The following is a 14,919-nucleotide window of genomic DNA, read 5'->3' as shown; positions in this document are numbered from 1 at the left end:
TAATTAGGTGTTAATCGAATGTTAATATTCACCACATCACCATTTACATTAATCTATATATTTAAATATAAAAATAAGAACGAAACAATACTTAAAATTCAATCAATATGTAAATTCATTCCATAGTTAATGATTTTTAGTTTGCTTACCACTGCTTGCAAAGCAAAGTTATCCCAAGCAGTACTATAAAGTGGAATGCGCCTTTCCTCTTGTATTGATATAGCCCAGGCTGTAACAACATCAGTACCATATCCGGTCCCTTCAAACTCCGCTAAAGTTTCCACACTTGCCTCAGCAGCTACGGGCGTACTTCTTGCACTGCAACAAACAGAAACTACCTTTTCATTTTTTACAATTGCAAAATAAGGCTTCCTCCTTATTTACTCCATTTACCATCCATTCATAATCTATTTTTCATGTTCAAAACAAAAATCCCATTCAAATACACATTACTGAATCCATCATACTAACTGATTTCTTCATTCTGTCTATCTAAATGGGATTATTTTTCGTTTTTTACTCTACTGTTTGTTGTGGCTGTACTACTTCATTCGCTCCAGCTACCCTCAACATATTTACAATATCTTTAAAACCTCTTTTTTCAGCGTATTGCAGTGGCGTCAGATGTTCCTTGTTAGCCATATTTACATCTGCACCGTGATCAATAAGCAATTGAATTACTTTCTTATGGTTTTCACTACCATTTCCTAATACAATGGCTTCTAATAGCGCTGTTCCACCACGTTCATTTTTATAATTCACATCAATATCTGTATGCTCTAATAATTCTTTAACAACCTCTACATGGCCACGCTCAGATGCAGAAATAAGTGCTGTCCCACCTGACCTAGTCGTTTCTTTCGTATTAACTCCTGCATTAATTAATACTTTTACAATATCCGTATATCCTTCTCTACTTGCATAAAGAAGTGGATTACTTTTTTTCTCATCTTTAATTTCAATATTAGCACCTGCACCAATTAATGCTTTAACTGTCTCTACATGATTTTGGTACGTCGCTGCAAGGACAGGCGTTTCTCCGTTGTCACCTTCTACGTTTATATTCGCTCCATCCTGAATCAACTTCATAGTTGTCTCTGTGTCTCCAAGAGTAGCTGAAAGTAACAACTGTTTGTCCATTAAATTTATACTTTTCTCTTCTTTAGATTCTTCCTGTTCTTTATGCTTCTCTTTTTTCTTTTCATTTTTCACATGAACCGGTCTCGATTCTGGTTCTTCTTGCTTATCGCAAGCCACTACCGTCATTAAAAGTCCTAATAAAATACATAATAAAATTTTTTGTTTTCTCACAACTACAGCTCCTATGAAAGATAATGTTTTCTTAACCATTCCTCCATCACATACAATAACTCTTCTTGAGTACATTTATCCATAAGCCCTTTAGATTCCTTCTTTAAACGGATTATCTTAAGCTTATACTATGTTTCTCAACCTATTGAAATGATACGCCTGATGGCCCCATCATTAACATTATGAAGCAATTAGTTTAGCACGTTTTTACCGCATTTGTATACATTTCTAAAAAGTACATAAAGTGAAACTTTAATTAGTGGGGGTTTTGTTCATCCACCACTAATTATTAGCCCACACCAGTCGGGCTTTTACGGGCAGCCCGACTCCACCTAACTTCTTTGCTTTCACTAAATTTTGAGGTGGAGATCTTACTGCCCGTTAATGCGGGATAAATGATTGCTTTAGGTTACTATATTCCATTGTAACCGTTCTTCTAAAAATTTTACACCTTTTCTATATTTGCACCTGAGTAATAATAGAAAAAGACAACTATATAGTTGTCTTTTTCTATTATTAATGATGTCCACCATGATTTCCTGCTTTCGGTTTCCCCATCATCTCTTTATTCATTTCCCATTTATGCTCTGCTAGCTCTTTATACGAAAGAACTTTCCCCTTATAGTTAGATACAAAGCTCTCTGCATCTTTTTTATTTTTAAATGAAATGACATTATAAGCCATCGGTGTCGTTATTGTTTTATCATATACGTAAGTAGCGTCTTCTAACAAAATCCAATCTTTCGAATCATAATCTCGGACAAATTTCTCTTTCGTCTTTTCATCTGAGTTAATCTCCATCCATTTATACATACAACCGATATCATCAAACTTTAACGCTTTTCCATTTTCTAAAATAATTTCTGTTGCAAATTGATTATCTGTTACCCCAATTTGGCAAATATCACATTTATCATGTTTCTCATCAATGGCAACAGCTGCTGTTTCCTTTTTTCCACACCCGACTACCGTAAATACGAAACATAAACATATAGCAAGTACGACATATTTTACTTTCATCAATATTCCTCCCTAGAAACCGTATACTCCACGAAAAGAATACCAAAAGGTTGTGTGATATTTGTGAAAAAACAATGTGCTTTTTGTAATATAGGAAACAAACAAAGATGTGTAGTTATTTCTACACATCTCTCATCACTCGCAACCTGTAATTAACAAATCATCTTCTAACTTAACTAATAATGTATCCGCACTAATTTCCTGTCCAACTTCTACATTTACCAACCTTATATTTCCACTAATCCCGACTGCGATTTTTTTAAGCTCACCGTCATTTTTTCGGATCATCAGTAATTTTTCCCATTCATATACGTAAGAAGATTCATTAATAAAAATCTCCTCTACTTTTCCTTCATAAGAGCTATAAATCTCTTCAATTCTCGTTTTCATATAACATCTACTCCCTATTTCACACTTCACTATTTTCATCTTATTCTACCATTCTTACGAGGAGCAGCTTACTTTTTAAAAATTCAAATTAACTACCGTGAACAAAATGAACAAAATAAAAATTATGCTTCTAATGATGTTATTTTTCAAATTATTTACCATTTGAATAGATGCTTTTATTATAAATAAAAAACCTTTTTCTGAATTTTTATTCTATTTTGAAAGCGCAATCATTCTTTTGAGGGGGAAATTACATGTTAGCACTACTTGGATTTGCGATGGTATTTGTCTTTATGTTTTTAATTATGACGAAACGTATGTCAGCGCTAGTAGCATTAATATTAATTCCGAGTGTTTTTGCATTAATTGGCGGATTCTATGCCAATATGGGGCCTATGATGTTAGAGGGGATTCAAAAGTTAGCACCTACTGGTATTATGCTTATGTTCGCTATTTTATATTTTGGGATTATGATTGATAGCGGTTTATTCGATCCTGTCATTAGTAAGATTTTAAAATTTGTAAAAGGAGATCCTTTAAAAATCGTTATCGGAACGGCTATATTGACTATTATCGTTTCTCTAGATGGTGACGGTACAACAACATACATGATTACAGTTTCCGCAATGTATCCACTATATAAGCGCCTTGGAATGAACCCCCTCATATTAGCTGGAGTTGTTATGTTAGGGGCGGGGGTAACAAATCTTACACCTTGGGGTGGACCCACAGCTCGTGTTATGAGCGCACTTGGACTTGAGGCTTCCGAATTATTTACACCTCTTATTCCAGGAATGATTGCTGGTGCAATTTGGGTTGTTTTCGTTGCCTACTATCTTGGAAAAAAAGAAAGAAAACGTTTAGGAATTATGGATGTACAGTATTTAAAACAAATGCAAACAATGGATGAGCAAGCTGCAACTGTTGAAGCCGCAGTGCATAAACGTCCTAAACTTCTATGGATTAACTTTTTATTAACCGCTACATTACTTGTCTGTCTCATACTAGAAGTTATGCCGTTACCTGTTTTATTTACAATCGCTTTTGCTATCGCTGTTATGATTAACTATCCAAACTTAGAGCAACAGAAAGAACGTATTGCTTCTCATGCAGGGAATGTATTAGCAGTTGTTTCTCTCGTATTTGCTGCCGGTATTTTCACTGGTATTTTATCTGGAACAAAAATGGTAGATGCAATGGCTAACAGTGTAGTAACTCTTATACCAGATGCACTTGGACCACAATTGCCAATTATTACAGCACTTCTCAGTATGCCATTCACATTTTTCATGTCCAATGATGCATTTTACTTTGGGGTATTGCCTATTTTAACGAAGGCTGCTGCTACTTACGGAATTAGTGCAGCTGAAATGGGACGCGCTTCCTTACTTGGGCAACCCATTCACTTATTAAGTCCTCTTGTCGCTTCCACTTATTTATTGGTCGGAATGGCCAAAGTTGATTTCGGTGAACATCAACGCTTCACTTTATTGTGGGCCGTTGGAACGACAATGGTTATGTTAATTACCGGTATTGTAATTGGGATTATTCCAATATAAGATGCAAAAAAACAGTAGAAGAAATAAAATCCTCTACTGTTTTTTATTATGAAGAAGTAAGAAAATAACGCCTCTCCGGTCTCCCAACACTTCCATATATTAGCTCTGCGTGGACTTTCTTCCCAGATATCAAATACTCTAAATAGCGCCTTGCCGTTGATCGGCTTACTCCAATCATTGAGCTTAACATTTCTGCTGTAATCCCTTCTTCATTAACTGTTAACATATGCTTTTTTACTTTCGCTAAAGTATAAGGATCTATCCCTTTCGGGGCATATTCTATTTGATCTCCCTTCACGCCTCTTTGAGACCATAAATATTCAATTTGTTCCGTAGATAATTGATTGTTCTTCTTTAACTGTATAATCTTTTTTTGATAGCCTTCTAGACTTGCTTTAAATCGATCAAACATTAGTGGCTTTACGATATAATCTGTTACTCCGCCCCGCAGGGCGTGCCTCACTACATCTGTTTCCGATGCCGCTGTAATCATAATGATATCTGTATCGTGCAAATGATTCCTAATATATGTGACAAGTTCCGTTCCTTGCATATCAGGTAAGTACACATCTAATAACACGAGCTGTGGCTTCACAAGCTCTAGCCATTCTTTCGCTTGTTCTCCAGTCGTTGCCGTTCCAATTACTTTAAATCCCTCAATTTTTTCAGTAAAACGACGATGAATGTCAGCAATCCGAATATCATCTTCTACAATTAATACTTCAATCTCCTCACCCATTACTATTCGCCTCTCTCTTTCGGTAGTGCAATAATAAATAACGCACCACCTAAATCCCCTTTTTCAATTGCAATACTTCCATTTAAATCTTCTACTAACTCTTTCACTTTTGCTAATCCATATCCTCGCTCTCCTCCTTCTTTCGTCGAAAAGCCTTTATAGAATATGCTAGTAATTATTTCATCATGAATCCCTTGCCCTGAATCTTCCACTTCAATTAATATTTCTTCTCCAATATCAGTTACAAACATCCTTACTTTCTTATCATTCTCTTCATTTTTTTCAATTGCTTCAAATGCATTCGTAATTAAATTCCCTAAAATAGAAACGACATAATTACTCTCAATATGTGGACTTACTTTGTCTAAACCACTTTCTCTATCTAGCATAAAATCAATCTTCAACTCTCGTGCTCTATTATAAAATCCAATTAAAATTCCACCTAGCCATGGATTTTGAATCCGCTTCATAATAAATTGAACAAAATCTTGATATACCGCTGTTTCCTTATGAATAAGCTCTAAAGCATCTTCGTATGATTCTAATTGGATAAGACCTGAAAGCGTATACAATAAATTGTTATATTCGTGCGTTTGCGCTCGTAATGCCTCTGTATATTGCTTCGTCTGAGATAATTCTGCTGTTAACTGATCCATTTCAGATTTCAAACGTAAGCTCGATACAACGCCAGTTACTTTATTCTTTACTTTAATAGGTAGACGGTTCGCAATAACAGCCTGTCCTTTTATATTTAATTGGCGATCAAACTGTTCTTCACCAGTTTGAAGTACATCTAGTATCGTTGAATTAGGAATTACATTTAAAATAAATTCCCCAATAATATTTTGTTGTTTATCTAGCGAAAGAATATCATAGGCTGCTTGATTGACTAAACTAATCATGCCATTTTTATCGATTACAATAATCCCTTCACGTACAGATTGAATCACTGTACTATGCTCTTCATATAAAGATGAAATTTCTTCTGGTTCCATACCGAACATCATTCTTTTTATACTTGCCGCTAAATATATAGAGCCGGTTACTCCAATTAATAGCCCTATTATTGTAATCCAAAATACACGCTTTCCATACACCTCTACCGCTCCATGAATATCATCCATTGAAAATCCAACAGACACCACACCAATGATTTCATTTTCCTGATTACGGATTGGAACTTTTCCACGTAATGAAGGGCCTAATGATCCAGTTGCTTTCGAAACATATGATTTTCCTTCTAATAAAACACCTTTGTTATCTCCACCAATCATCGCTTCTCCTATTTTATCTCGCTCAGGATGCGCATATCGAATCCCCTCTTTATTTCCAACTACAATGAAGTCAGCCTCTGTATCCATTCGAATTCTTTCTGCAATCGGCTGAATGATAGAAGCTGGGTTTTCTTTTTGAAAAGCTTCCTTTATTTCAGGTATAGCAGCAACTGTTTTCGCAACATGCAAAGCTCGTTTCCCAATTTGCTCTTCTACCGTTTCAGATAATATGTAATAAAATAAATAACTCGTTAGCATAAGTACAACTAAAATAAGTGTACTTATAGTTAATGTAATTCTCGGTTGGAGTTTTAATTTTTTAAATTTCAAAACCATTCCCCTAACATGATTAAAGATGGAATTTAAAGAATATACAGTCTCTTTAATTATACTTAATCATAACACGGTTACTCTATATCTCTTTCTTTTTCTCTTCATAAAAAAAGAAACGAAGTAAAATTATTAACTCGTTTCTTAATATTTGTTATTATACTTTAAACTTACTAATCATCTCTTGTAATTCTTCTGCCATTTGTGATAAATGGACTGCTGCTGCATTTATTTCATCTACTGAAGCTAATTGTTCCTCAGAGGAACCAGCAATATTTTGAACACTTGCTGCATTTTCTTCAATCGTAGCTGCAATTTCATTAATAGATGCACTTACTTGCTTTGCATCTACCGTCATTTGTTTTGCTACATCTACCATGCTATCAATTTGTACAACTGTATCATTTGTAGACTTCAATATTTCGGCAAAGCTTTGCTTCGTTTCATTTGCAACTACAAGTCCTGATTGTACTTCTGTTCCAACTTGATTCATAGAGCTTACTGTTTCTTTTATATCAAATTGAATCTCTTTCACTAGTTTCCCAATTTCCGTAGAAGACTGTCCTGATTGTTCTGCTAGTTTTCGCACTTCATCTGCTACAATTGCAAATCCTCTTCCTTGCTCTCCAGCTCTCGCAGCCTCAATTGCCGCATTTAACGCTAATAAATTTGTCTGTTCTGCAATATGTTGAATCACTTCGAGGATTGCTCCAATTTGTTTCGACTTATCGTCTAATAAACCAATGATTTTGTCTGACTGTGAAACAGACTCATGAATTAATTGCATTTGATTCACTGTTTGTTCAACTAACTTCCCACCATTTTCAGCTTTTTTCTTCGTATACATAGAGGCTGTAGATACTAATGAAGAACTATCTGCAACACGCTGAATTCCTTCTGTAACTTCTTCTAACAATGTTGCTCCTTCTTCAACTTCTTTCGTTTGTATTTCTGCACTACTTGATACTTGCTCTATCGCCTGTGTAATTTGTTCCGTTGCTTCGCTTGTCTGCTTCATACTAGCTGTTAATTCTTCTGAAGATGCCGCTACATGACTTGCTGAAGTGTTTATATTGGAAATGACACTTTGTAACGATGCAGCCATCTCGTTAAAACTTTCTCCTAGCTGTCCAATTTCATCTTTAGAATGAACTGTAATTGATTCTGTTAAATCACCTTCACTAATCTTCTTCGATGATATGACAAGTTGTTTTAACGGTTTAATAATAGACGCAATTATGAAGTAAATTACAATCCCACCGATTATTAGTGAAATTCCAAGAACAGTTATTGTTTTATAGAAAATAGGTTCAGCCGCTTGGATAATTTCTTTGGAAGGCATAATTCCTGCTATTTTCCATCCAGTTTTCTTATTCGTTTTAAAAGTGATATTGCGATCTTCACCATCTAATGAATAATGAACATCCCCAGCTTCCTGTTTATACAATTCTTTACTAAGTTTCTCTTCTAATTTCTCTCCTGGCTTCAGTGTCGGGTGCGCTACTACATTTTTATCTTGATCAAATATTGCTACATACCCTTCCTTACCGATATTAACCATCTTGGAAGTAGTAACAATATCATTAATGATTAAGTCAATCCCAAGAACGCCACTTTTATCCTCGTTTTGTTTTGCTAGTGTAATAACAATATTCCCTGTCGTTTTTGACTTATATGGAGGAGTTACAATTACTTCTCCGCTTTTCTTCACAGCCTCTTTATACCAATCTCTTTCTGTAGGGTTATATCCATCTGGCATCTGAATAGCTGGTGATTGAATGAACTGTCCATTACTAGATCCTGTATAGATTGCTTCCATTTCTGGATGCAGTTTATTGTATTCTTCTAGTTTATTTTGTATGTTTTGAATTTGATCTGCTTGGTAACTTGATTGTTTGAATAATTTCGTAAAATAAGTTGCATCTACTTTTTTACTATCCAATTCTTTATTAATTACATTATCCAAAATTTTTATATTATCTTTAGCCGAGTTTAAAATCGTTTCATTAAAATTCGTCTTCGCCTGTTGATAAGACGTCCAACCAATTACAATACTTGGAAGAATTAAAATAATAATAAATGATACAAGTAACTTTGTTTTTAAACTACTACTCCTTAATTTCCCTTGAAACATACTTCTACCCCTCCATGCCGTTTTAAATGTAATTAATTAACATTTAATCTTTCTATAAAAATAATACGATTTAAATGCATCGATGAGACTCTCTATTTTTTCTACATCATAAAGAATCGATACATATCTTTTTCATTCTATATAAATTAAATAATTAAAACAATGTATAAAAATGTATATTATTCGAAATATTATAATTCATGGAAGAACCTCTAGTATTTCACTTACTAGAGGTTCTTTCCACCTTACTATTCTTTATCTTTTTCTACTTCTTTTTTCTCATCTTCTACTACAGATACAACAGGTTTATCGCTTGACAATTGTTGTACCGCTCCTTTTCCTGCAAATCCTTCTAATAGCTCTTTTAAGTCAATTCCAGAAGAAGCTTTTAACGTTTCTTGCATCGTTGCCATTAAATCAGTCGCATAACCTGCAACTTTTCCGGCCCCGCTATTTTTACCACCGCCGCCTGTATCGACAACTGTGATTTTATCAATGTTACTAAGCGGACTTGCAACTTCCTTCGCATAACTTGGAAGCATTTTAAGAACCATATCCATAATTGCTGCTTGACCATATAATTCAAATGCTTCGGCAATTTTTTGTTTCGCTTCTGCTTCTGCTAAACCTTTTAATCTAATAACATCTGCTTCCGCCGTACCTTGTGCTTTTTGTACTTCCGCTTTTGCTTGACCTTGCGCTTTTTCGATTTCCGCCTTCGCTAAACCTTCTACACGTACTTCTTCCGCACGAGCTCTCGCTTCAGCTTCAATCTTATATTGATCCGCATCTGCCTTTTTAATTTGTTTTACTTTTTCTGCTTCCGCTGATTGCTCAACAGCATAGCGATCTGCATCTGCTTTTTTCTTAACTTCTGCATCGTATTGCTTTTCACGACGCGCAATCTCTTTTTCTTCTAACTCGATTTGCTTTTCACGCTCAATGATTTTAACGCGCATTTGCTCTTCTGTAACACCTTGTTGTGCTTTCGCTTGTTGTAATTCGTAAGAAAGATCCGCGTCTGCTCGAGCTTGTTCTTGCTCTCTCTTATAAGATTGTACTTTTAATTCTTTATGTTTTTCAGCTTCAGCGATTTGAGCATCACGTTGATATTCAGCTTCTTTTGCTTCTTTCTCAGCACGTGCTTTTTCAATACGTGCTTCTTTTTCACGCTCTGCGTTCGCAATTGTTGCATCACGCTTAACGGTAGCAATTTGCGGCTGACCAAGCGCATCTAAGTATCCGTTTTTATCCATTATTTCTTTAATTGTGAAAGAAACAATGCGAAGTCCCATCTTCTTTAAATCTGTAGAAGCTACTTCATGTACCTTTTGAGCAAATTGCTCTCTATTACTATACGCATCTTCTACTGTCATAGAAGATAAGATTGCACGTAAGTGACCTTCTAAAACCTCTTTTGCTTCTACTTTTAACTCTTCCGTTTCTTTTCCTAAATATTGCTCAGCTGCAGTAGATACTTCTTCAATTGTAGAACCTACTTTAATAATAGAAACACCATTTACTGTAACTGGAACACCTTGCTTCGTATACGTATCGCGTGTACCAACTTCTAATTTGTAGTTTAATAGGCTTAAAGGTTCTGCTCTTTGCATAATTGGAACTACGAAAGTACCGCCCCCGCGGATAATCTTAATCTTCTTTCCATCATCAGTGGTAACAACATTCTTTCCTCCACCAAGCCAGTTCCCTGTAACAATTAACGCTTCATCTGGACCAACCGTACGATACTTCGTAATGAATACTAAAATGAGTAGAATTAAAATTGCCAGTAAAACTCCACCGATAATTAATGGAATCGTCATGTAAATTCCCCCTTATAATTTTGGTTTCTTTAAAGAATAAGCGATGTTTTGTACAAGTAAAACACCATCTTGGACTCCCTCGATAATAACCTCTGTTCCTTGCGAAATATCTTTTTTCCCAACTGTTTTAGCTGGGATTGCATTACTTCCAAATTGGGATGAAATTAATACTTCACCAAATCCTTCTGTAGGAATTGTCGTAATGACTTCTCCTTTGCAACCGATAAATTCATCCATACGTTGTACGGTATTTTGTTCTGCTTCTGCAATCGGTTTTAAAATTAGTATTTTCATGATGAAAACACCGATAAAAGATATAGCAAATGCAGCCCCGAAAATAGTAATACTATTAAAGGAAAATAAGTACTCTCCTATATAACTAAGCCCACATAACATGGCGAAGAAACTAAGTAATAAAGTAACAACGGATACAGATCCGCCCCCAAAACTAAATATCGATTCAAATATATCTCCAAAGAAGATATAAATAACAGTGAGTATAGTAGCAATAATAAATCCGTATAAATAAATTGTTTCAAGTGGATAACCAAACAAAACCATTTCTTATCCCCCTCTCTTAAACAATCCCTTTTTTGTTATGTTTATGCCCCACCTCTTTCAAAGATTATAGTTCTTAATTTTCAGTTATTTATCTTTTAAAGAAAAACCTGTAAGACAGGCCTCTAAAAAAGAACAGGAGAAACCTATTGTGACAGGCTCCTCCTAGAAAATAACCGATATATTATATATCTATATAATATACTATTTTCCACAAAAAGTAAAGTTAAACATACATTGGAAAAGCACTTATTTTCCCCCGCGTTAACGGGCAGTAAGACTCCCACTGATTAAAGTTCACTTTACTGATAATGAGTACGTTCCATCGCCATTATCATATTTATATACATACAAGTAATACTTGCCTGGTTTTGCATTAAATTTCGCTTCTATATGATTCCCATTGGCTTGACCGTAAGCTGCATAATTTTGCATATCTGATTCATGGTGAAGTACCCATGTCATCCCAATTCCATACTCATTTAAAACAGAAATGTCGATATCTTTCGCTGATGCTACATTAAATGTATAAACATCAGTGTGGTCCCCGCCAATAAGACTGCCTTTTATCGTACTATTTAGCCCGATACGATTTGCTTCCTCTGGACGATTATTTGGTTCTGATTCTGTTAAACTTCCATCTTTAATCGTAACAGTTGTTTCGCTTCTGCTCTCTTTGCCTTTATCATCTTTTACTCTTAACGATACTTTATAAGAACCTTCTCTTTCATATACATGTACTGGATTCACTTCTGCACTTGTGCTTCCATCTCCAAATTCCCATAAATAAGAAACAATTTTTCCATCTTCATCGTTTGAGCCATCACTTTTAAATTGAATTCCCTCTTTTACAAGACCACTATAGGGACCATTTATATTAACCGTTGGAGCTTTATTTTCTCCATCATCTTTTGCGATTCCATGGAAGACTACATCATATTCAAATTCATTTGAGCTATTCACACGATAATTGACGAAGTATGCTGTAACAGTTTTATAGCCACTCCATTCTTTCTGTGCCAGTTGTTCTAGAGCTTCATTTACTCTTTTGCTCATTGCTTTCCAATCTTCTGACTCACCTTTTGTTACATTACCTGTAAATGTGCCTTCTAGTGTAAATGTATTAAAGAATTGAGAGCTATGTTTTGTCATTTTTGCATCTTTCATCGGTAATGTATCACTAATTTCGTTCTTCACCGCTGCTAATGACTTCGTTGCATGTTCAGCTAAATAATCATCAGCTACTTCTGGTACAGTGTATGTATCTTGATTATCAATTAACTGCTGCATATACTCTTGATACTCTCTATTTAACTTAGGATCTTTACTTAGATTTTCACGATATGCATCATAATTTTTCACGTCATTCGCACGAATCAAATCTTGGATTTTATCAAATGTTTCAAACTGATGCGTATATAAGTAAGACTGCAATGCAAACGAGTAATTATAGAAATCCCAAGAACCGTATTTAGCAAATAGTGTACGCTCTGCTGTATAACGACTTGCAGGATCAGATGATAATCCGCTAATTATACTCTTTCTTGGTACAACGTTATTCGTACGAGTAGATCCTGCGAAAAACTCTGCATTTCCTTCCTGGAACCAAGTTAGCCTTTCATTTTGATACATATCTCCTCTTCCAAATAAACCAGGAACTTCATATCTCCCTTGCAGATAATGAGTAAATTCATGACGGAATAACTCTTCTAAACTATAAATACTTTGCTCCGGTGTACGCTCATATGTAAAGAATGTACCTGTCTCTTCAATATAAATTCCACCGTTGTTTGTTTCATATCCATACAATTGTCTATTTAACTGATATTCATCTGGACTATTATAAATTACGATCGTTAATACATCATCCGCATTTCCTGGCTCTAACGCTTTGTCATTTCCAATTACACGGTGATACTGTGCCTTTACTTCCTTCGCAGCCCAATATAGTCTCTTAATTTTTTCTTCTGATACTTTATCTCCTGTTTTGAACACAATTGATCCATCGTCGAATGTATACGTTTTTGGTAAGTATTGCTCTTTTCCTTCTTTACGTATTTTCTCTAAATCTACTGTATTCCCGCTATAATCTTTACCATTATAATTTGTTGTAATTTGTTCTACCGCAACAAAATACGGTTCACTTAAGCGCGGGTACATATGCATTGCTTGTGTAACAACCTCTAATCCTTTATTTGGATTACTATGAAACTTCCCTAAACGGCTAGCAAAATAAATGCCATTATTAACGAGCCATTTATTTTCTGGCGTTACTTCATTTAGAAGAGCAATACGATTTATTTCATTAATAAACCCATCTACTTTTCCATACCACATCGTTTCATTCGCTTCTTTACGAGCTTCAGTTAAGTACGACTGTATATCATAGTCAATACCTTGCATAATATCGTATATTGCTTGTCCCTTCATTCGATCATTTACATAAGTAGTATAATTATCATTGTATTGCTTTAAAATATTCGATGCGTATTGAACCGTTTCAACATCGCTTGAAGCATTACTAATTAATTTACCGTATGCAGATACGACTGTATCTTGTTCAACTGTACCAAGCTTAAAGTTTGGATTGTTTGCGATTGCTTTTAAAGCAGGTAAACATTTATCCTGAAAGCTTCTTTCATTTAAGTCGCTTAATTCACTATTATAAAATGCAAGATAAAAAGCTGAACGCAGCACTTCAGTAAACGTTTGAATTCCTTTTGAATCATCTTTTGTAAATGTACTACCTCTATGAGCTAATTCATCTATAATGACTTGCATTTTTCCTTTATCTTTATAAAAAGCCTTTGCATCTTCATTAAACTGGAATAAGTCTGTAATTTGGTGCCACTTAATACTGCCTAACGTTTCAACTAATTCTTGATCATTCATTTTGTTTAAATCAGCCATTGAATAGCTTTCTTTAACTTGCTTTACTGCAGTTTTCTTCGTAATAGATGCTGGTCGCTGTGAAAAATCTCCTACTTTTAAACGTTCTTGAAATGATAAAGTTTCATCAACTTTTGAAATATGTCCAACTTCATCTACCGACTTTTCAATTCCAACCGGTTTCGTTTTCAACACGTTATACGGTACTTTTTCTTCCGCTGCTGCATGAGTTTGAAGTGCGCCTAACGATAAAGCCATTGTACTAATGCTAAGCATCACTTTATTGATCTTTGATTTCTTGTTCATATCCTTGCCCCCTATTTTAATATTCCATTCAAGAATTTAACATAAAATCTGGATGTAACAATATAAAATGCAATATTTCATATTATTTCTTCCTATAATTTGTACATATCGTGAACACATTGCTCTTTACCTCCCTAAAACAAATTGCATCCTTTCACATTATAAAAAGGGAATTTTTTGACAATTAAAAACTTAATTGTTATGATTATTATAATTGTTAACTTTATTAAATAAGGGTGGGATTCTATGATAAAAAAAGAAAACAGTGTACTTTATATCTCCTTCTTGCTAACAACATTATTCATTATATGGGGAATTACCCCACATCCATCAACTTAAGGATTTAGACTATTTTTGAAGTTAAAAGCACGTTACTATTTTCTTATGTTAATGAGAAAGGGTGACGTGTTTTTTATGAATATGAATCAAAAACAAGAATTATCTTTATTCGCTGAAGAGTTATATCGATATATGTCTCCCGCTACACTTAATCAATTAGCCATAGAAGCAGGCGGAATGAAACGAAAACGTAAGTGCCACGGGCACCATTTCTTATCTTTGTGTGTATGGCTAAATCAACAAGTCG

General features: G+C 34.7%; 10 protein-coding genes and 2 pseudogenes. 1 reads left to right on the top strand and 11 read right to left on the bottom strand.

The features are described from left to right. Positions 1 to 98: 98 nt before the first annotated feature. From BAQ53_RS02620 to BAQ53_RS02605, 4 genes and pseudogenes are all read right to left on the bottom strand, one after another. Positions 99 to 374 (bottom strand): annotated as a pseudogene (locus BAQ53_RS02620) (GNAT family N-acetyltransferase); the annotation flags it as partial. A 142-nt stretch (positions 375 to 516) separates the two neighbouring features. Continuing rightward, the gene (locus BAQ53_RS02615; RefSeq protein WP_000287344.1) at positions 517 to 1,386 is read right to left on the bottom strand and encodes an ankyrin repeat domain-containing protein; all 870 of its coding nucleotides are present in this window, start codon (positions 1,384 to 1,386) and stop codon (positions 517 to 519) included. A gap of 441 nt (positions 1,387 to 1,827) precedes the next feature. Continuing rightward, positions 1,828 to 2,331 carry a nitrous oxide reductase accessory protein NosL gene (locus BAQ53_RS02610; RefSeq protein ID WP_000865664.1) on the bottom strand — a complete coding sequence of 168 codons (504 nt, stop codon included), beginning with the start codon at positions 2,329 to 2,331 and terminating at the stop codon, positions 1,828 to 1,830. 135 nt (positions 2,332 to 2,466) lie between these two features. Next, positions 2,467 to 2,721, bottom strand: a complete 255-nt coding sequence (locus BAQ53_RS02605) for a hypothetical protein (protein WP_000857376.1) — start codon at positions 2,719 to 2,721, stop codon at positions 2,467 to 2,469. A gap of 254 nt (positions 2,722 to 2,975) precedes the next feature. Between BAQ53_RS02605 and BAQ53_RS02600 the strand changes: the two genes are divergently transcribed. Then, positions 2,976 to 4,280, top strand: a complete 1,305-nt coding sequence (locus BAQ53_RS02600) for a CitMHS family transporter (protein WP_000880465.1) — start codon at positions 2,976 to 2,978, stop codon at positions 4,278 to 4,280. Between the two features lie 46 nt (positions 4,281 to 4,326). On the opposite strand, the gene BAQ53_RS02595 is transcribed toward BAQ53_RS02600, so the two are convergent. The 7 genes and pseudogenes from BAQ53_RS02595 to colA all read right to left on the bottom strand — a co-directional run bounded on the left by BAQ53_RS02595 (position 4,327) and on the right by colA (position 14,333). Then, positions 4,327 to 5,019: a response regulator gene (locus BAQ53_RS02595; RefSeq protein WP_046946723.1), complete on the bottom strand. Its 693-nt coding sequence runs from the start codon at positions 5,017 to 5,019 to the stop codon at positions 4,327 to 4,329. A gap of 2 nt (positions 5,020 to 5,021) precedes the next feature. Next, on the bottom strand, positions 5,022 to 6,629 hold the full coding sequence (locus tag BAQ53_RS02590) for an ATP-binding protein (RefSeq protein WP_244161468.1): 1,608 nt from the start codon (positions 6,627 to 6,629) through the stop codon (positions 5,022 to 5,024). Positions 6,630 to 6,780: 151 nt separating this feature from the next. After that, on the bottom strand, positions 6,781 to 7,641 hold the full coding sequence (locus BAQ53_RS26530) for a methyl-accepting chemotaxis protein (protein ID WP_374221656.1): 861 nt from the start codon (positions 7,639 to 7,641) through the stop codon (positions 6,781 to 6,783). Between the two features lie 81 nt (positions 7,642 to 7,722). Further along, positions 7,723 to 8,757: pseudogene (locus tag BAQ53_RS26525) on the bottom strand (HAMP domain-containing protein); the annotation flags it as partial. 248 nt (positions 8,758 to 9,005) lie between these two features. Beyond that, complete coding sequence (locus BAQ53_RS02580; RefSeq protein WP_000155019.1) at positions 9,006 to 10,580, bottom strand: flotillin lipid rafts scaffold protein FloT; 1,575 nt, start codon at positions 10,578 to 10,580, stop codon at positions 9,006 to 9,008. 12 nt (positions 10,581 to 10,592) lie between these two features. Then, entirely contained in the window at positions 10,593 to 11,141 is a 549-nt protein-coding gene (locus BAQ53_RS02575) for an NfeD family protein (RefSeq protein WP_000242447.1), read from the bottom strand. A gap of 294 nt (positions 11,142 to 11,435) precedes the next feature. Next, positions 11,436 to 14,333 (bottom strand): collagenase ColA, encoded by a 2,898-nt coding sequence (gene colA, locus BAQ53_RS02570; protein WP_199718275.1) that lies wholly within the window; start codon positions 14,331 to 14,333, stop codon positions 11,436 to 11,438. Positions 14,334 to 14,919: the final 586 nt, after the last annotated feature.

Source organism: Bacillus sp. B25(2016b), from assembly GCF_001679765.1.
GTDB classification, from domain to species: domain Bacteria; phylum Bacillota; class Bacilli; order Bacillales; family Bacillaceae_G; genus Bacillus_A; species Bacillus_A thuringiensis_K.
This window is presented reverse-complemented; position numbering and strand designations above follow the sequence as displayed.